The following is a 19,285-nucleotide window of genomic DNA, read 5'->3' on the forward strand; positions in this document are numbered from 1 at the left end:
GGAAAGATGTTTAGATGGTCGTGGCAAAAACCTTGTGATACAGGAAAGTCCGACACAGCAATTGAAAGCCAACAGCTTCATAAACGAAACGCGAGGAAGTAAACTCCGTACTCTTCTCCTCCTTCCCTGGATGAGCGCCTGTCACCAGTGCCGCCTGCATCCCCCGTTCGTGTAAGCGCTGTAACCCGCCAAGCATCAGCGCCGTTGCCAATCCTTGACGACGAAATTGCGGGCGCGTTCCCACCGGTTCAAACAGGCCCACGCGATTTACCGGGTCCACCCAGCAGATGCAACCCGCTGCTGGCGTGCCATCAGGGGCCATGATCATCAGATCGAGCTGAGGATCGTATTGGGGCATCTGCATCACTGCCAATTGTCGCAAAGTTCCCTCCTCGTAGGTCTTGCTCCCCTTTGGGGAAAAAGCATCACGTTGCAGCGCAGCTCGCATCTCTGCCTCAGCCTCTCCAGCAATCGGGCGAAGCGTGAATCCTGTGGGCAAAATGGGGGCTGGCACAGGCTCGATCAGCGGTCGGCGGTAGCAATGATAGTACATTTCCTGGCGCTCATATCCTTCACGTTCAAGAAAACTTACCATCTCCAGATCGTCGCCGGAGGCTAAACTCCAGGTTTGCTCCCATATCTCATACTGGTTCTTGCCCTGCTGCCCAGCACGCTCTTTTATCCGTTGCACTGCCCACTGGCGTACCATACGATAGCGCTCGTGCGTACGGAATTCGGGATGAAGCAAGCAGATGATCTCATCCCCGGCAATGATCCCGAGAGCAAGCGCCTCACCATTTTTTTGATACCAAAAACGCCAGTTCTGCTGATCATCAAGCGAGCCATCTCGGCACCACCATTGGAGGTCGCCAATGTGCGGATAATCGTTCTGTGGGTCCAGCGTTCGACAGATGGTGATAAATTTCATGGCTTCTACAAGAGCTGGTCCGCCAGGATGCGCAAGCTTCTGTGCTGTGTTCATGTGTCTGTCTCCTTATTTTTCTGATTGCTGTGTTATTGAATGCTTCCTGTGCCTGATCGGAGGGATTTCTCCCGATTGGGGTTTTGCCGCATTTGCTAGCAATACATCGTTTCACCTGGAAAAAAGTGTACAGATAGCCTCATTGCGGTAACGTTGGCAAAAGTAGGGGCATCATGCCAGGTGAGCGAGCAAAGAGATGGTATGCCACCCAGCGACAAGGAGAGAAAGAGACGGGAGGGAGAAAAGTGTGCCCAACAAACCATACCCAGTTGAGAGCTCAACTGAGGTCATGAGGAAACATGGCACCCTTTTCTGCCGCATAAGCCAATCTTGTGCTGGGACTTATGCGGCAGAGGTGCTCGTTTTGCGGTTACAGTTCCGATGGATCATCCATCCAGGGGGAGGCATCTCCGCCCTCAAGTAGATAGTGTTCATGGACTTACAGTACCATACGGTTGGGGTAAGCGTCAAAGTCAAATAGGATACGGGATACCGCTTTCACCGACGCAACTCCCTCTCTCGCTCTTCCGCACTCATTGCTTCTTCCTCGCTTATGGATCTGATTGGCAGTGGAACTGCTTCAAGAGGCGTTCTATGCTCATCCATGTTGGGGAGTTGGAACGTTCTGTGTTGTGGGCAAGGAGCCTGCACGATAATCACCCTTCTAGAACCACCTCATTGGGCGATCACAACTCACCCACTGAGGCTTTATACTTCAACCATCCTGAACGTCCTGAGATTGACCAGACGATGGCATGGAAGCCTGTCATGAACAGCAGGATGGTCAGCGAAAGAGCCAGGCACCATTTTATCAAGCAAAGTATCTTATTCAAAATACTACCTTGACAATCACAGTACTGTGATGTTATAATCCGATTACGACATGAAGAGATTGTCAAGGGCGTTCGGACCGAAGAGAGCGTACCAGACAAAGTATTTTAGTAGAGATACTACCTTGACAATCATAGTAATATGGCGTATAATCCGAATATGAGGTGAAGAGATGAGTGAAAACAAACTTACCTCCGACCTGCTGCGCGGACATACCGATACGATGATTTTGCGACTCTTATCGGAAGCTGACCGTTACGGCTACGAGATTGTCAAGTTGCTTGCCGAGCGCTCGGGTGGAGAATATGAATTAAAGGAAGCTACGATGTACTCCAGTGTCCGGCGTCTTGAGGTGGACGGTGATATCGAATGGTATTGGGGCGATGAATCTCAGGGCGGAAGACGAAAATATTTCAGGATTACTGAAAAAGGGAAAACAACGTACGATCGCAATAAACGCAACTGGGAGTACGCAAAGCGCGTACTGGATAACCTCTTGTAATACCCTCTTGTAAAGGAAAGGCATTGTTATGAACGAGAAATTGACCAGCTATGTCAACGGCGTGTTTGCTCCATACGATGGAGTCAAAAGTGTGACCGAATTAAAGGCCGATCTGCTCTCCGATCTGTTGGAGCGCTTCCAGGAGCTCAAAGCCGAAGGCAAAGATGATGAGACTGCCTTTGATCTGACCATTGAGAGCATTGGAGACATCGAGCAGACCGTCCAGGAGGTCGCCAACCTCACCCATTCGCTGGAGCGGCAGGTACACACAAATCTGAATGCAAGCAATCTAGAACAGAGCGACTTTGCAGGCGTTACCGTCCATAAAGGAACGTTTCAAGCGAGCATGCTGCGTGGCTCTGACTTTACGGGTGCAGACCTCACAGGGAGTTCATTTCGGAGCAGCGACGTGCGTGAAGCCACTTTTGCTGGCGCGAATCTGACCGATTGCGACTTCTCCATTCTGGACCTTGCGGATGCAAACTTCCGTGAAGCGATTCTTGTTCGCACCAACTTCAGCATGTCAGGACTGGTTGGGACAAAATTTATCGGAGTTAAGCTGACCGACGTCAACTTTGCGAAGACCGACCTGCGAAAAACGATCTTTGAACGCTGTACCTTTATCGGCGTTGACTTCCACTATTCCGACCTGAGCGGGCAGCGCTTTGACGGACAGACCTTTATCGGCGTCACGTTTGACCTGCCGGGTCTTAAGGGAGTCTCGTTTCAGGGCGCGACCCTCAAAAATGTGGCATTCCGCCAGGGGGGGATCTGGTCTCTCAAGCGTACTATCCAATCCTTGAACTTTGATGGTGCGAAGATGGATAAAGTCACGTATGCATCCCTCAAGGGCCTGGGAGTTAATGTATCAAAGGTTACTGTTCTATCCTAAGGAGATGATTATGCCAAACATTTCAATTCAGGTTCAAGATCTAAAAAAATCCTATAAAGATCTCAATGTTCTAAAAGGTGTAAACTTTAGCGTGGAACGGGGCAGCATTTTTGCCCTGCTCGGCTCCAATGGCGCAGGCAAGACCACAGTGGTCAAGATCCTGACCACACTGCTCAAGCATGATAGTGGAACAGCCACCGTCAACGGATTTGATGTAGCATTAAAGCCAGACCACGTGCGGCAATCACTCAGCCTGACCGGACAATTTGCTGCGGTGGACGAGATGTTGACCGGTCAAGAAAATCTAATCATGATTGCCAGGCTTCGGCACCTTAAAAATCCACGCCAGGTTGCCGACGATCTGCTGACACGCTTTGGTTTAACCGAGGCTGCCAGACGCAGGGCCTCGACGTATTCAGGCGGTATGCGCCGCCGGCTTGACCTCGCCATGAGCCTGGTGGGAACACCACCGATTCTGTTCCTTGACGAGCCAACCACCGGGCTTGATCCCGAGGCACGTATCGAGGTGTGGAAAGTCGTGAAAGAGCTGGCGAACAGTGGTATCACCGTCTTCTTGACCACACAGTACCTGGACGAGGCGGAACAGCTTGCCGATCACATTGCCATTCTCCATGAGGGCAAGATTATTGCCAGCGGCACGCTCCAGGAGCTCAAAAAGCTGTTTCCGCCTGCTAAGGTGGAGTATGTAGAAAAACAACTGACGTTAGAGGAGATATTTCTAGCCATCATTGGCAAAAAGGAGAACCAGTAAAATGGAAACGACACAGAAACACTTTTTCAGCGATATGAGCGTAATGCTTGGTCGCTCCATGCGCCACATTTTCCGCAGTATGGACACTATCATCACGGTCACGATCATGCCGATTGCGTTTATGTTGCTATTCGTGTATGTGTTCGGTGGTGCCATTCAGACCGGGACAGATAATTATGTGAATTACTTATTGCCCGGGATCTTATTGATTGCGATTTCCAGTGGGATATCCTATACCGCATACCGTCTGTTTACCGATGTGCAACGGGGGATCATCGAGCGCTTTCGCTCCATGCCGATTTCCCCCTCCACTCTGCTGTGGGGCCACGTTCTGACCTCGCTGGTCTCCAATGCCATCTCGGTGGTCGTCATTATTCTCGTCGCATTGATAATGGGCTTTCGTTCGTCGGCGGGTATCCTGCCATGGTTGACCGTCATTGGCATCCTTGCATTGTTTACACTGGCGCTAACCTGGGTGGCGGTGATTCCTGGACTGACCGCCAAATCGATAGATGGGGCCACGGCCTTTTCCTATCCAATCATCTTCCTACCCTTTATCAGCTCAGCGTTTGTGCCAACGAAATCGATGCCGCTGGTCGTCAGGGTCTTTGCCGAAAACCAGCCAGTGACTGCAATAGTGGAGAGTATCCGCGCGTTACTGTCGAACCAGCCAGTGTCTAACAACATCTGGGTTGCTCTTGCATGGTGCGTCGGTGTTCTGCTTGTGGCCTACATCTTTGCAATGAGAGCTTATAAAAAGCGCGTATAACAGATGAGTAGCGTCGGTGGAATGGAGAGGGCACAATTGTTACTCTTGATCGACGCTCTCAGCACGTCCTTACAACATAAAGCTGACAGGATGTACGGCAATCCGCGAAGCACAGAGATAGTGCATGGATGTACAGTTAAGATCATTTCGGTCAGAAATACACTGATAAGTTGGTTAGCGACCTATGGGCACGAGCAGGCTCTAAGAGAGCCTGTACGATTGCCAATCGGGTAGAAGATACAAAAAAAGAAGAAGAATTATGCAAACAAAATCGAATAGAGAACAACTTATAGCCTTATATGACGGGTATCGTCAGATGCGTGAGACACAGCCCGTTTCCTTCGACCCGAATTTCCAGGGATGGAACCTCTTCCGCTACGACGATGTGGCACGTGTGTTGAGTGATCACGCGACGTTTTCTTCCGATCAGAACCGCTTCATCCCAGCCGAGTACCGCGATTCTAGCCCGATCAGTTCCAGCATTGTGCGCATGGACCCGCCGCGCCATCACCAGTTGCGTCAACTCGTGTCGCAAGCCTTCACGCCGCGCAGGGTGGCACACATGGAGTCACGCATCCAGGAGATCACTAGCAACTTGCTCGATCAGGTAGTGGCAAAAGGCGAGATGGATGTGATCAGGGATCTGGCCTATCCGCTCCCTATCACGATCATTGCGGAATTATTGGGGGTCCCCATTGAACGGCATGCAGAGTTTAAGCAGTGGTCCGATGCTTTCGTCTCGGGAGACGGAGAGGCGACGGAAGAGGATAGGCAGGCGAGCATACAGGCAATGAACAGCATGGTCAGCTACTTTACTCAGCTCTTTGAGGAGCGGCGTGCATATCCTCAGAATGACCTGATGAGTGCACTCCTGCTGGCGGAAGTGGATGGGGAGCACCTGAGCAACGAGGAATTGATCGGGTTCTGTGTGCTGCTCCTTGTTGCGGGCAACGAGACCACGACCAATCTCATTGGCAATACCATCCTGTGCCTGGACGAGAATCCTGGAGAGGTAGAACGTCTGCGTGCCAATCGCGATCTGGTGCCCAAAGCGCTTGAAGAGGCGCTACGCTATTACTCGCCGATCAGACTTCAGCCGCGCTGGGCCGTAACCGAGACGACGATTGGCGATCAGCGCATAGAAGCTGGTCAGTTAGTGTTTGCCCACATCATCTCGGCGAATCGTGATGAGGCCCAGTTCCTCGATGCCGATCAATTCAAGATCGAGCGTGAGCCGAATCGGCACCTGGGCTTCGGGCGTGGTGTCCATTTCTGTCTGGGAGCTCCCCTGGCGCGGTTAGAGGCAAAGATTGCACTGAATACGCTGCTCGATCGTCTCCCTGGCTCCTGGCATGTGCCCGATGCGCCATTGTCTCCGATCAAGAACATGTCCACTTTTGGGGTGAAGCAGTTGCCTCTGACATGGGCGAAATAAATAACGTAAGACCACCCTCCGATGACTGGGAGGAGCCCTCATAGGCGCTTCTCCCAGTCATCGGAGGGTGTGTGGCCGCCGTTGTTTGGTTCTGTCAATGCCCTTTGTGGCACGTGTTTTGAAGCTCTAGTAGATCCAGTTTTTCAGCCTCTCCCCATATTAATGAATGTTGAGAAAGACCTCTTGCAAGAGATCTTCTGTGGCTGCTTCATCAGCTATACGGCGGTGAATACAGTCGTGAAGCAGGGCATAGAACGCTTCCCACGTCATGGTAACAGTTGCTTATGTCCAGGGAAGCGTTATAAAGCGATTAGCCTGGGCGAAGCCGAAGCCTCCCTCAACAACGGTTCCCTGGAAGCCAGCGGGAACATTCTGGAAGAACGGAGCTAATTTGCGGGGGAAGATCGCCATCTCAAAGTTCCAGGGATCGCCAACCTCCTCAACCAGCGAGCGCCAGGACTGGTTATCCTGCCATTCGTTGGTAAGGTAGACACCCAGTTCGAACAGCTCTTTGCCTAGCGTCGTCAGAAAATGCCAGAGCGTCTTCCCTACCTCAGTCGAATAGGGAGCAATCTCCTCTTCTTGCAAGAGATCGCGCTCAAAGACGATATTGAAACCAATCCAGATCGGTGGATCTTCCAGCGTAGGGATCGCCAGATTCGTATAGATCGAGACATCGAGGCTTGAACATTCGAGTGGTTCGACACCCTTTGGTGCAAACAGGATGGGTGAGGCATAGATATCGCCAAGCTGTCATCCTCATTACCGGGCCAGTTCAGTGCATTGATCCACTGCACCACCTCCGGGTCCATGCAGCCAAGCTTCTCAAGTACTGCTCCATACCGTTGGAGCACCGCCGAAAAATTCTCTTGATTGCAGGTGGCATATGTTTGTATCTGGACTAATTGAGTCATCTTCATCCTCCTCTAAAAATGCTTACCCTTTTCCACCTACCCAGGCAGACATGATTCCTTCAAGCTCGCCTTTCGGATCGCGCAGCATGAGCTCAGGTACAGCTTTGAGGGGATCGAGTTCATCAAAAAAGATCTGGCCGAGCAGTTCAGCAATGGGCATCTCCACCTGATAGCGTGCAGCCAGCTGGAGGGCGGCTCGTGTCGTCGTGACCCCCTCTGCAATACTATGAGTTGATTGGAGAATCTCGGTAAGCTTCTCGCCTCTAGCCAGCCGCCGACCTAATTGTTGATTGCGGCTGAGAGGGCTGGCGCAGGTTGCAACCAGATCGCCAATGCCCGCCATACCGAGAAAAGTCAGAGGGTTGGCGCCAGCGGCGATTCCCAACCGCGAGATCTCTGCCAGACCGCGTGTAATAAAGGCCGCCTTGGCATTCTCGCCAAATTCGAGGCCATCGATAATACCAGCGCCAATGGCAATAATATTTTTGAGTGCACCACCTAGCTCAACGCCAGGTACATCGGTAGAGGTATAGACACGAAAATAGTGAGTAGTGAGCAAGGTGCGGATCTGTATCGCAACCTCTGGAACCAGTGCAGCCACTACAGCACCCGTAGGTTTCTCCTGAGCGACCTCAGATGACAGATTTGGGCCACTAAGAGTAGCAATTCGGGCACGAGCATTGGGGATCTCCTCCTCCAGCACCTCGGTCATCCGCTTCAGCGTATCGAGCTCAATGCCTTTGCTGGCATTCACCACCAGCGTCTCAGGAGCGAGAAATGGAAGCAGAGAACGGAGATTTTCGCGCATCTTCTGGGAGGGAGTGACCATCAAAATCATCGTCTTGCCCGCCACCGCCTGCTCCAGAGAGGAAGTCACCTGTAAGGTAAGAGGAAAGTGTATACCAGGGAGAAACTCAGTATTCTCTCGTCGTCGTTGAGTTTCTAGCGCCCGATCAGCATGATGTTCCCACAGGGTAGTTGCATACCCTTTTTTTGCGAGCAGCAAAGCTAAGGTTGTGCCCCAGGCTCCACTTCCAATGACTCCCATTGTATTCATCACTCAAATCTCCTACTCGTACTGTCTGTAATTGATCTACTCAGGCAATTCCTATTCTCTACCAGAACAAGGTCATTGTAGCATAAAAGCTGGGAGCCCGTTAACGCCCGCGTCTGTAGAGCCACGATGATGGCTCTGTTTCAATGTATTCATCGCTGTGGGACTTTTGATGCTCTTCTTTCTAACCATTTTTTGTGTAAGAGACTGCATTTTTACTCAGTGAATAGAGCGAGATACCTTAGCTCTGCTTGCAATACCCTTCTTAAAATAGCGTAGTCAATCCGCTATATGTAGCTGCTCTTTTTGCAGATTTGAGATAGTTGTATGTGTGCATACAAATATTTGGTTTATTGAAGGTACTACCATGCTTATAGAAGGATGAAATAGAGAATTTCGGGCGATTGACTATAAAATCCTACAATTTTCAATTTGACCGTGCTGGATCTCAAAGAAAGGGAAGTAAAGCTCTACATGCAAGCAAAGTGGACAGAAAAATTGTCAGCCCTATTAGCGGCTGGCGTTCTTATTACAGCAGTAGCGATAGTAGTAGGGCCAGCCTTGAGCCATGCACTTCCGGCTTCGGCTCATGTTGTCCTGCGAAATACAACGCCAGCGAATACAGCTGTGACAACATATCATAACGATATAATGCGGACAGGTCAGAATCTCAACGAGACCATTCTAAATACAAGCAATGTAAATAAGCAACTTTTTGGGCAACGGGTAAGCTATCCAGTCGATGGAGTAGTGACAGCACAGCCTCTGTTCGTGCCTGATGTAACCATCAATGGAAATCTGTATAATGTCGTGTATGTAGCGACCGAAAATGATAGCGTCTATGCTTTTGATGCAGATCAGGCGCGGGCTACAGCCCCTTTATGGCATACCAGTTTTATTAGTCTTCCACTGCGTACAACGGCTATCTCAAATAATCTCTACTTCAAATATCCCTATAAAGATCTCTTTCCACAGGTAGGTATCACAGGGACTCCCGTCATTGATCTGCATACGGGAACGCTGTACGTTGTGGCAATGACAGTGCATGCTGGTCATTATGAGCAGCATCTGCATGCCCTGGATATTACCACTGGTCGCGACAAGTCTGGTAGCCCGCTATTGATTCAGGCGAAGGTGCCAGGGACTGGCTATGATAGCGTCGATGGAATGATTAGTTTTAATCCCAAGACTGCGAATCAGCGGCCAGCGCTCTTGTTTGTGAATGGCGTCATCTATATCAGTTGGGGCGCTTTTGGTGATACCGATCCGTATCATGGCTGGGTGATGGGCTACACCTATAACGGGCGAGGTTTTCGGCAGGTCAAAGCTGGTGTCTATAGCGATACAGCGAATGGTCAGGAAGCCGGTATCTGGATGAGTGGCTCGGGCCCCGCCGCCGATAAGCAAGGGAATATCTACTTCACAACCGGCAATGGAAGCTTTGATATTGATAAAAAAGGGCCAGATACAGGGGATAGTTTTGTCAAATTGAGCACGCAGAATGGTCTGAAGCGGGCAGATTATTTTGCACCTTTTAATCAGAGCTGCATGGATGGGAGAGATGGCGACCTTGGCTCGGGAGGTGTGCTCCTTCTGCCCGATCAGAGCGGAAAAAATCCGCATCTCCTGTTTGGAGCAGCTAAGGAGGGTCGGCTCTATCTGATTAATCGCGATCATATGGGAGGCTTTGCCGTTGATCCTCATCTGGCTTGCAACACCGATGAAGAGACACGCGTAGATATCGATCATGTTGTACAGGAGTTACCACCTGGAACGACTGAGAGCGTTTATGGAACGGCAGGATATTGGCAAGGAACAGCTAAGAGCGGCCCTATTCTCTATGTTGGGAGCTTTAATGGCCCACTGAAGGCTTTCCCTCTCAAAAATGGCTTGCTTGATGCCAAAAATAGCACGATTACTGGCGCAAAAGCCAATTTTTCAGGCGAGACACCAACCATTACCAGTAATGGCAGCCGCCCTGGAACGGGGATCGTCTGGGTGATCAGCCCTTCTGTTTGTGGCTATCCCGGCTGTCTGCCCAAGGGACCGGGCACACTGAGAGCCTACGATGCGACAGATCTGACGCATGAACTCTATAACAGCGGCGAGAATGGCAAGCGCGACCTGCTTGATAGCTATACCAAATTTAGTGTGCCAACGGTAGCCAATGGAGAGGTCTTTGTGGGGACACGTGGAGCCCTGACAATCTTTGGACTTTTTAATGCACCAACCTCTTCCGGTGTAATGACGAGTACAGACATGCAGAGTGAGAAGCAGCCAGTGCATTATAGCGGGCAATGGGTCATGGTCAAAAATGCTGCGTCCGAGCTGGGCCTTTATAACAATAGCTATAGTACGAGCGTCAGCAAAGGAGCGAGCTTCTCTTGTACATTTGTTGGAATGCAGATGACGCTGTATGGATTATTGGGACCCAAGAATGGTCTGGCGACCATTAGCCTGGATGGTTCGCCGCCTGTAAAGATCGACTTTTATGCGAACCATGTTGTGGGTGATCAGCCAGTCTGGAGTAGTCCATGGTTGGCGAAGCAAAAACATACAGTCGTCTTAACGGTGATTGGGCAGAAGGCAGTAAAGAGTAAAGGGATGCGCGTCTCGTTGGATCGGATTGCAATTACTGCCTAGCTGGTCTAGAGCTTTTTAGATAGCCATCAATTTGGGATGTGCGGCTTAGATGCGCAACTGGTCAGAAATCATCAGTTGCGCATCTCTAAGGGGATTTTTTAATGACGATCAAACGGTTTTTCTGGTTCCTGGTGGTTCTGTGTGTCATTAGTGGAGGAGTGGTGGCAGTTGATATCGTTTATGCAGGAGCGAACCAGCCGGATGCTGGAACGTGGCACGTGAAGCCAACTCCTCTGAATAGCACTCCGACCGCGCCGCCAACGCCCAGTGTACAGGCTACGGCCAGTCCTGTCGATGATGGGAACACGCTTATTCATGTGGCGAAGGTACTGATTGGCAAGTCTACAAAGACAGTTTTGACGACCGCTGTCGGGTATGTGTTGTATTACCATACGACCGATAGCGCTACCTCTATCTGTACAGGTCTCTGTAGCAACATCTGGGTTCCGCTGGTGAATTCTGGCTATCCTACCAGTACTGTTCCTCTACCAGGCGTATTGAGTACAGTGCTCAATGCCAATGGCCAGCAAGTTACCTACGATGGTCATCCTCTGTATACCTATACAGGCGATCAGAAGCCAGGCGATGTTCGTGGTGAAGGGGTTGATAAAGTCTGGTTTGTCGTCGATATCAATCTCTAGGCTCATGCCTGTGTTTGCAGTTCTTCTACCCATGTTCCATCCTCATCTCGTCATAGAGTCGGTTGACTGGCTCTATGGTCGAGAATTTTTTTTGTAGGATAGTGCCTAGTTATGTGGAGATTGGAAGAGATGCAGGAGAGTAAAGGAATCGAGGGGAAGGTTGTTGTCTTAACGGGTGCGACCGGCGGCATTGGTCGCATAACGGCTGAAATGTTTGCGCGCCATGGAGCGAAAGTAGTGCTGGTGGCGCAACAGGTTGCGGCCCTGGAGATGCTTGAGACTGAACTGACGGGATTTGGAGCGGACGTGATGTCTGTCCCTGCCGATATTACCGATCCAACTGCGATCCAGCAGCTACAGCATGAGGTACAGGAGAATTATGGGTCTGTAGATATTCTGATTAACAATGCCGCTATTGCGATTATGAAGCCCGTCTCAGAGATCACGTCGGCTGAGTGGAATCGGATGATGGATGTGAACCTGTTTGCCGGTCTGCGTCTGATTCAGGCGTTCTTGCCTGGCATGCAAGAGCGTCATTCAGGAGTCATTGTGAATATGGCAGCGGCAGTGGGTCGGAATGGTTATCCCAATCTTGCTATCTATAGCGCCACCAAAGCGGCTGTGATTGCCTTTAGTGAGGCACTGGCGAAAGAGGTGAGACGGGCGGGTGTGCAGGTCTATACAATCTGTCCTCACGGTGTGGACACCTCACTCTATCACAGTCTATTTGGTGATGCGGACTCTAATAAGCTCTTAAAACCAGAGTATGTGGCCCAGGAGATCCTGAAAGTTGTCATGGGTCAGAGCAGTATCCGCAGTGGTCAGACCTTAGAACTGGTCCTTAAATTGGATGAAAAAGGGGTGACTCCACAGGTGAAATAAGGCCATCAGGCTTTCGGCTATTATGCCTCATCAGACCCTGCCCGCCCAACTGGATGGAGTAGTGGTTCTACCGCTCGACCCGCCGTGTACCCTGGAGATCGGGCTGGCCTATAAGAGTGCCGAGACGATCTCCCCCGGGACGCGCCTGCTCGTTGAGGTTGCCACCGCCAGAGAAGCGTTAGTGACAAGTCACGTCTAGCCAGCTCTCTTGTCTGGCTGGCGTTTACTCATAGAAGATCTGCGCGTTGCCGGACGAGAGCCACGATCTCCTCCTGAAGAGCAGTTTTGCCCTTCTGATCGTACTCGGCACGCACTTGTTCGACCTCTTCGATGTGTTGCTCTGACCAATCTCGTAGCGCCCAGATCGGCTCGATAAGCGTCTGGCCTAATGGAGTGAGAGAGTACTCCACCATTGGCGGAATCACTGGATAGATTACCCGTTTGACCAGACCGTTGCGTTCCAATCTACGCAACGTCTGCGTCAGCATCTTCTTTGAAATCCCTTCGATATGAGCACACAACTGACTGAACCGTTTCGTATCCTCTCTCAGGGCCACAATGACCAGCATTGTCCACTGGTCGGCGATTAATTCGAGTCCACGCCGTGTGCGGCAATCAGGCCGAATGATTGGTTCTTCAAGCTTCTTTTTGGTTACCATATGGTAACTATACCACTTTCTGGTTCCTCCTTACAATAAGAAAGTATCTTCTCTATACTTTGTGGTATCAGAGTTGTATTGCTCTCACGGGAGCAAAAAAGCAGCAAATAGAGGAGAAAATACGTGTTATCATTGCGTATTGCGATCCCTGGGGGAGGAGAAAGAGATGCTAGCTAGCATTGTTACTGAATTTGGTGGCCCTGAAGTGCTGAGTCTGCGTGAAGTACCCACACCTGTACCCGGGCCGGAGCAGGTGGCCATTCAGGTTGCTTACGCGGGAGTAAACTATGCAGAGACAATGGCACGTCGAGGAGGACTCCATAAAGGTCTGCTTCCGTTTGTTCCCGGCCTTGAGGTGTCGGGCCATATTCTTGCTCTTGGCCCGGGTGTTGAGGGCTTACAAGTGGGCCAGCCGGTTGCCGCATTGACCATAAGTGGAGGCTATGCAGAGGTTGCGCTGGCCCAGGCCATTTGCACCTTTCCATTGGACTGGTCGGGAGGCACCATTGATCTGCCAACGGCAGCCGGGTTTCCGACGATCGTACCGACAGCCTATGATCTTCTCGTGCGAGTTGCTCGCCTACAACAGGGCGAAGGAGTACTGATCCACGCTGCTGCGGGTGGCGTTGGTATCATCGCTGGACAGATTGCCCGGTATCTGGGAGCTGGTCTGGTGATAGGTACGGTAAGCAGTCTCAGAAAAGCCGCCTATGCGAGCTCATTTGGCTACGACAAGGTTGTCCTCTACGAGGATTTTGCGCAAAGTGTCCACGAACTTACCAATGGACGCGGGATTGATATCGTGCTGGAAGCAGTTGGAGAGCCGATCCGCAGCCAGAGCCTTGCAACTCTCGCGCCATTTGGGAGACTTGTCATTTTTGGCAATGCCAACGATAGTATCGGCAAAGTACAGGATATACCATTGGAGCCAGGGGCTTTTTTAAGCGAGAATAAGGCCATTATGGGCTATAGCATTGGTACCCTGAGCCAATCAGCACCAGATCTACTGGCCGCGACAGCACGTCAGGCACTCGATCTGGTGGCGCGATCAGAGGTCAAGATCGATATTACCGCTATTCTGCCGCTGGCGCAGGCCAGTGAGGCCCACCGTCGCCTGGAGTCCAGGGAGACGATAGGAAAGCTGCTGCTACGAGTGTCGTAGGAGCCTGAAAAAGACGGTGTCGAAAAGTGGTGACCAGGCTGCGAAGTCACATTAGAAACGTAGGCTGCTCATATAGATTCGAGTTTTCATGCAAAATTGGGAGAGCCGCATAATCTCCCAAAAGAACTGGCGCTTTTAAGAAAAGGGCCGGTGACTCTCATACAGCATCCCTGCTTAGAAGTTGTGGGGATGCTTTTTCAGGGATATTCCTCCTAAAAAGGAGAGTGGTAGACCTCTAGATCTGGGGGGGCTCGTTGAAGCAACTACTTAGCCTGGCTAAGCGGCGACAGTCTGGAGGAAATGTTGGGAACTCATGAGAGATTTTTGCATGAGCTAGCGTATAGTAAGGGAGAAATCTTTGCTGGGCAGTGCTTAAGTATAGTGGAAGGCGATGCCATGAATAAAGGGATATCGCGACTCAGGGACTGGATCTGGCATCACCGATTACAGTCTGCGGTTCTACTGATTGTATTGCTTATTGGCATAGGATTCCAACTGCCTTGGATTGTCAACGACATCCGCTTCGGACTGCCACCCTCAACCGGCCAGAACTGTGGCAGTACTATTCACGGCTATTCGTCCCCAGCGCAAAACATGCGAGCTGACGCTACTGTACAGGTCCTGACGTGCTTCTGGCATGCCTATCAATCCTGTCAGGCTGCGACAATGAGCCAGACAAATGCAGACACTGATGCTGGAAGCACATCCACCGTAACGATTGAACAACGGAATGACCACTGCGCCATCTATGGTCAGGAAGAGATTGTGGTGAACACCAGGACTACTAACACCACCTTTATCTGCAACAAACTCAGCCAGGAGGGAGATACGCTTCAGCTTTCTGACTGCGATGGTGTTGCTGATTTTGCGCTGACTCCGCGCCGTATTACTCTTACACGCTTCACCATCTGGACTTATGAATCTTATATCTGTGGAAGAATAGGGGGCGTGCATCCCAACGATCCGCAGCGGGTGGAGTCGTGTTTCTTTACCGCATATACACATTGCCTGGATGATGCAATGCTGTATGATACTCAGGAAAATGGGACTAAAGTGGAAAAGGATTTTATGATTGACAATCACTGCGGCGTTGTCTACCTGTCTGGATCACATACGGCAATGTGCGCCAGCCTGGAGTGGCGTGCTGATGGGCTCCATTTTATGCAATGTGGCACTGACGGCGATATCTTCGTTCCCCGCACATTGTCTGGAAGTTCGATATGATCTTTACCATTGGCGTAAGCATGTATCCGCTCTGGCTACTGATAAAGTCGCATAAGGTATTGAAAACCTTCACTAGAACTATTATGCACTTCTTCTTTGACATAAGAGGCCCATCGTCGCCTGGAGTCCAGGGAGACGATAGGAAAGCTGCTGCTACGTGTAGCAGAGGAAATGGAATAGAAGGTGCCTATGATTTTAGTGCACAAAAACCATCTATACACCTTCTTTTCCAGTCATTGCTTTTATTCTGCGGGGCTCTGATGTTCGGTCTCGGGCTTTGTGCCTTCGTAGACGGAAGGCTTGAGAATACCAATGTAGGGTAGATTGCGATAATACTGGGCATAGTCCAGGCCATAGCCAACCACAAACTTATCGGGAATCCGGAAGCCATAATAATCAATGGGCACATCCTTGAGGCGAGGGCGATCCTTGACCAGCAGAGAACAGAGCCGCAGACTGAGCGGATTACGTCTCTGGATCAGATCCACTAAATAGTGGAGCGTGAGTCCACTATCGATAATATCCTCAATAATGAGGATATGCTTATGATCGATGGGACCTTCCAGATCTTTGATAATTCGCACAATTCCACTGGACTGAGTGCTTGCTCCATAACTACTTACAGCCATATAATCCAGCTCTAAGGGGAGATCGATCGCGCGAGCAAGATCAGCAATAAATGGGACTGCACCCTTGAGTGTTCCCAATAGGAGCAGGGATTTGCCAGCATAATCAACGCTAATCTGTTTGCCCAGTTCAAGCGTCTTCTGTTGAATCTCGGCTTCCGAAATAAGGATCTCTTCAATATCTTGATGCATATATACCTTCTTTTATGGTTCTACCTTCCGGATCGAGAGGCAGATAATCTGTTGTGTATAAGGGCGCAGCCGAACAGTCTCAGCGATCTGCACCCCCGCTAACCAGATACACTGATGAGCGAAAAAAAAGAGCGGGATCTGTGTCCGCTCCGAGCGAGGGACATGGGTATCCACAAGAATATCCTGAATTTTTTTGGTATGCAGCATACCAAGAGGTTGCATACGATCACCAGCCTGCCATGTCCTGACAAGCAATGCGGCCTGAGAGGGAAGCTCTGAGACATCGGTTGAACTATCGGATGAGATATCAGCTGAGATATCAATAAAGACAGTATGACGTGTTGAGGGCAACAGACGCCACACCTGTGACCAATCATTCTGCTGGAGAGCCTGACGAACCTCCTGTGCCAGCTCATCTTCGAGATAGCGAGCACTTACCAGCCATGGAGTGCCGGGGAGACGTTTTTCATCTCCCATATGGAGATGAATCTCATCCGTCTGAGGGACGATAAACGTCTCGCTGGCCTGAATCCGCTCCAGGCGGAGCATCTCTGCCTGGCGAACGGCTCGAAGCTGGTGAGGCAGATGGAGCGTCACCGTCTCCCAACTGTGGGGGCGTTGAAGCAGCTCCTCCAGGAGCCGATAGTGGCGGAGCTCAAGTGGCGATTGCCCGGAACAGAGTGCTGCAGTTGTGCGACGGAGGAGATGGCGCTGGAGACTCAGGGGCAGCATCTGAAAGGCTGAAATTGACAGCTCACACATCTCAGGCTCCTCATGTCTGACCACCGTTGGCCAGTGTTGGGATACCTGCTCTTCCAGCCATGCAAGGTCTACCTGCATCACCTCAGCATTGCGGACCAGCGTCTCACGAAGTCCAGGATTAACCTCGCTCAAGAGTGGCAAGATCTCGTGCCGGATGCGATTACGTAAGAAGCGAAGATCCGAATTGCTGGCATCTTCCAGGGGAACCAGACCGTGTTCGGCGCAATAGGCCACAGTCTCCTCATGAGTAACTCCCAACAAAGGACGCAGAATATCCTGCTGGCGCGGCTGAAGTCCAACCATACTGGCCAGCCCGCCGCCGCGCAGCCAGTGGAGTACAAGCGTCTCTGCCTGATCATCCTTATGATGGGCCACCGCAATAGGCTGGCCCTGAGCCACCTGACGCAGAAAACGATAGCGAGCAGTCCGAGCCGCCTCTTCAAGAGAGCAATGCTCCTCTTGAGCCAGAGCAGAGACATCCGTCGAGCCAATCGACACCGGCAGATCCCATGAAGCGGCCAGGCGGGCCACCTCAGAAGCATCGCGTAAGCTGGCCTCACCGCGCAACTGATGGTTGAGATGAGCCACGTGGAGCTGAATAGATGGATAACGCTTATGAGGGCCACAGAGCTGATGGAGAACATGTAAGAGGCAGAGAGAATCCGCCCCACCAGAGACAGCCACCACCACCTTTCCGCTGGCAGGTAGGAGGTGATAATCCTCAAGCATCGTTCGCACAATCTCAGCTAGCATGTTCTCTTTCTGTCCTCATCCGTTAAAGAATGCTTAGAGCATAGCATAAAAGTAGCCCAATTATATCATCCACTTGCCAATCCTGATAGTTGAGAGCGAACTGTGAGAGAGAGAATTTGCGCATTGGGCCCTCGATATGATACGATGAGAATCAATTTTATAAGCCCTCATGACTGTGTGATGAGAGTCTGTTCCAATGCATGTGTAGGGGTAAGAAGCAAACATGGCAATTCGAAACATCATAACAACTGAAAATCCGATACTGCGTCAGAAAGCCAAGAAAGTCCATCATTTTGATTCCTCGCTCCCCAAACTGGTCGAGGACATGTTTGAGACAATGCATGAGGCTCATGGCGTTGGTCTGGCAGCCCCTCAGATTGCCCTATCTATTCGTGTCTTTGTCGCCGAATATGAGGATCGGAAAGTTGCTATCTTTAATCCGGAGATCATCAAGGCTGAGGGAGAAGAGATCGGGCCAGAGGGATGCCTGAGCATTCCAGGGTATATTGGTGAGAACATTCGGCGCGCAGCTAAAGTTGTCGTTAAAGGCCAGGACGTGCGCGGAAAAAACATTCGCGTGACAGGAGAAGGATGGTTTGCCCGCATTATGCAGCACGAGATCGACCATCTAGACGGCATCCTCTTTATTGATCGGCTTGATCGGCGAGAAGATCTGAGAGAGGCTGGCAAAGAAGATTTCGAAGAGGATGAAGAGCTGACAGACATTGAAGGGGAAGATTCCACCGAGGAGCCCGCCCTGGCAGATTAGTAAGAAATAATCTTCTTCAAGCAACTATTTAAATCGAACCCGAGCTTGCAAGATACGAGAAGGAGGTTCACAGCGCCAGTATGCTGACGCCGTGAACCTCCTTCTCGTATTGAAAAGTCATAAAAACAAAACACATTTACAATTTTTGTTGTTTACGAAGCATATTCAAGCGTTGTTGGCCAAGCGATTGTTCACAAGCGGGACAGGTATAAAAGCCCTCATCCTGATAATGAAGTTCGCCGACCGTAAAGTGTAGATAACAGATACCACAGCGGGTCGTATTGGGTTGACTGGCGATCTGACGATCCTGCTCAAACTGAGCGCGTAACGAGAGAATCATCTCATCAAAGTCAAAGGCCCCGGGATAGCTACGTTCAACAGCGAAAGAGCTTAACGGTGGTAGAGCGCCAGTCATATGATTGGCACGAGCCTCGCGTCGGTGAGCGACAGAACTCCCATTATTGATAGCCCCACTATCAGAATCTTGTGTATATTGATTGCTCAAAGCAAAAATCTCCCACAGAAACGAAGGGATAACGCATCCCTTTATTATACCTTCAAGAGATAGCTAAAGCAAGCAGCATACATATTCTTTTAGTAGAGTAAAGGAACCATAAAAGATAGATCGAAAAAAGATGCTCGTGATATCTACTAATCGATGCCAACTACCACCATTAAGAGACAAAAGAGAAGAATAGTAAAGAACAATCAAAGCATAGACAGAGAAAATTTGACAGATCAAGCGCGAGAAAGATGCAAACGCAAGCATAGGTGGCGAGCAGACATAAGCATATGTAGGCAGGCCTGAAGCAAGCTCAGTT

General features: G+C 50.6%; 19 protein-coding genes. 12 read left to right on the forward strand and 7 right to left on the reverse strand.

What is annotated here, in order from left to right; translation table 11 throughout:
• Nucleotides 1–10: 10 nt before the first annotated feature.
• A complete protein-coding gene (locus EL628_RS04550) occupies nt 11–982 on the reverse strand; it encodes a GNAT family N-acetyltransferase (protein WP_126578634.1) in 972 nt (323 codons plus the stop codon).
• Between the two features lie 1,003 nt (nt 983–1,985).
• On the opposite strand from EL628_RS04550, the gene EL628_RS04555 reads away from it, so the two are divergent.
• The 5 genes from EL628_RS04555 (at nt 1,986) to EL628_RS04575 (ending at nt 6,183) form a co-directional block, all read left to right on the forward strand.
• On the forward strand, nt 1,986–2,315 hold the full coding sequence (locus tag EL628_RS04555) for a PadR family transcriptional regulator (RefSeq protein WP_126578636.1): 330 nt from the start codon (nt 1,986–1,988) through the stop codon (nt 2,313–2,315).
• 28 nt (nt 2,316–2,343) lie between these two features.
• Nucleotides 2,344–3,207, forward strand: coding sequence for a pentapeptide repeat-containing protein (locus EL628_RS04560; protein WP_126578638.1), 864 nt, complete (start codon nt 2,344–2,346; stop codon nt 3,205–3,207).
• A gap of 10 nt (nt 3,208–3,217) precedes the next feature.
• A complete protein-coding gene (locus tag EL628_RS04565) occupies nt 3,218–3,979 on the forward strand; it encodes an ABC transporter ATP-binding protein (RefSeq protein WP_126578640.1) in 762 nt (253 codons plus the stop codon).
• Between the two features lies 1 nt (nt 3,980).
• Nucleotides 3,981–4,748, forward strand: a complete 768-nt coding sequence (locus EL628_RS04570; protein WP_126578642.1) for an ABC transporter permease — start codon at nt 3,981–3,983, stop codon at nt 4,746–4,748.
• A gap of 259 nt (nt 4,749–5,007) precedes the next feature.
• Complete coding sequence (locus EL628_RS04575) at nt 5,008–6,183, forward strand: cytochrome P450 (RefSeq protein ID WP_126578644.1); 1,176 nt, start codon at nt 5,008–5,010, stop codon at nt 6,181–6,183.
• Nucleotides 6,184–6,465: 282 nt separating this feature from the next.
• Here EL628_RS04575 and EL628_RS04580 read toward each other — a convergent pair whose 3' ends face one another.
• On the reverse strand, nt 6,466–6,771 hold the full coding sequence (locus EL628_RS04580) for a hypothetical protein (RefSeq protein WP_126578646.1): 306 nt from the start codon (nt 6,769–6,771) through the stop codon (nt 6,466–6,468).
• 348 nt (nt 6,772–7,119) lie between these two features.
• Nucleotides 7,120–8,157, reverse strand: coding sequence for an NAD(P)H-dependent glycerol-3-phosphate dehydrogenase (locus tag EL628_RS04585; RefSeq protein WP_161975271.1), 1,038 nt, complete (start codon nt 8,155–8,157; stop codon nt 7,120–7,122).
• Nucleotides 8,158–8,625: 468 nt separating this feature from the next.
• On the opposite strand from EL628_RS04585, the gene EL628_RS04590 reads away from it, so the two are divergent.
• The 4 genes from EL628_RS04590 (at nt 8,626) to EL628_RS29705 (ending at nt 12,516) form a co-directional block, all read left to right on the forward strand.
• Complete coding sequence (locus tag EL628_RS04590) at nt 8,626–10,794, forward strand: hypothetical protein (RefSeq protein WP_126578650.1); 2,169 nt, start codon at nt 8,626–8,628, stop codon at nt 10,792–10,794.
• A gap of 101 nt (nt 10,795–10,895) precedes the next feature.
• Nucleotides 10,896–11,435: a COG4315 family predicted lipoprotein gene (locus EL628_RS04595; protein WP_126578652.1), complete on the forward strand. Its 540-nt coding sequence runs from the start codon at nt 10,896–10,898 to the stop codon at nt 11,433–11,435.
• 129 nt (nt 11,436–11,564) lie between these two features.
• Nucleotides 11,565–12,317: an SDR family NAD(P)-dependent oxidoreductase gene (locus tag EL628_RS04600; RefSeq protein ID WP_161975272.1), complete on the forward strand. Its 753-nt coding sequence runs from the start codon at nt 11,565–11,567 to the stop codon at nt 12,315–12,317.
• 22 nt (nt 12,318–12,339) lie between these two features.
• Nucleotides 12,340–12,516 (forward strand): hypothetical protein, encoded by a 177-nt coding sequence (locus EL628_RS29705; protein WP_161975273.1) that lies wholly within the window; start codon nt 12,340–12,342, stop codon nt 12,514–12,516.
• A 28-nt stretch (nt 12,517–12,544) separates the two neighbouring features.
• Here the strand turns inward: EL628_RS29705 and EL628_RS04605 are convergent, their stop codons facing one another.
• Nucleotides 12,545–12,976: a winged helix-turn-helix transcriptional regulator gene (locus EL628_RS04605; RefSeq protein WP_126578656.1), complete on the reverse strand. Its 432-nt coding sequence runs from the start codon at nt 12,974–12,976 to the stop codon at nt 12,545–12,547.
• Between the two features lie 166 nt (nt 12,977–13,142).
• On the opposite strand from EL628_RS04605, the gene EL628_RS04610 reads away from it, so the two are divergent.
• Together EL628_RS04610 and EL628_RS04615 are read left to right on the forward strand one after the other, a co-directional pair.
• Nucleotides 13,143–14,138: a quinone oxidoreductase family protein gene (locus tag EL628_RS04610; RefSeq protein WP_126578657.1), complete on the forward strand. Its 996-nt coding sequence runs from the start codon at nt 13,143–13,145 to the stop codon at nt 14,136–14,138.
• A 396-nt stretch (nt 14,139–14,534) separates the two neighbouring features.
• On the forward strand, nt 14,535–15,362 hold the full coding sequence (locus EL628_RS04615) for a hypothetical protein (protein ID WP_126578659.1): 828 nt from the start codon (nt 14,535–14,537) through the stop codon (nt 15,360–15,362).
• A gap of 242 nt (nt 15,363–15,604) precedes the next feature.
• Here the strand turns inward: EL628_RS04615 and hpt are convergent, their stop codons facing one another.
• Together hpt and tilS are read right to left on the reverse strand one after the other, a co-directional pair.
• Nucleotides 15,605–16,180, reverse strand: a complete 576-nt coding sequence (gene hpt, locus EL628_RS04620; protein ID WP_126578661.1) for a hypoxanthine phosphoribosyltransferase — start codon at nt 16,178–16,180, stop codon at nt 15,605–15,607.
• A gap of 12 nt (nt 16,181–16,192) precedes the next feature.
• Nucleotides 16,193–17,695 carry a tRNA lysidine(34) synthetase TilS gene (tilS, locus tag EL628_RS04625; protein WP_126578663.1) on the reverse strand — a complete coding sequence of 501 codons (1,503 nt, stop codon included), beginning with the start codon at nt 17,693–17,695 and terminating at the stop codon, nt 16,193–16,195.
• Nucleotides 17,696–17,918: 223 nt separating this feature from the next.
• Between tilS and def the strand changes: the two genes are divergently transcribed.
• Nucleotides 17,919–18,464: a peptide deformylase gene (gene def, locus EL628_RS04630; protein WP_126578665.1), complete on the forward strand. Its 546-nt coding sequence runs from the start codon at nt 17,919–17,921 to the stop codon at nt 18,462–18,464.
• Between the two features lie 136 nt (nt 18,465–18,600).
• Here def and EL628_RS04635 read toward each other — a convergent pair whose 3' ends face one another.
• On the reverse strand, nt 18,601–18,969 hold the full coding sequence (locus tag EL628_RS04635; protein WP_126578667.1) for a hypothetical protein: 369 nt from the start codon (nt 18,967–18,969) through the stop codon (nt 18,601–18,603).
• Between the last annotated feature and the right edge of the window lie 316 nt (nt 18,970–19,285).

The organism is Tengunoibacter tsumagoiensis, assembly GCF_003967535.1.
In the GTDB taxonomy this organism is placed as follows: domain Bacteria; phylum Chloroflexota; class Ktedonobacteria; order Ktedonobacterales; family Ktedonobacteraceae; genus Tengunoibacter; species Tengunoibacter tsumagoiensis.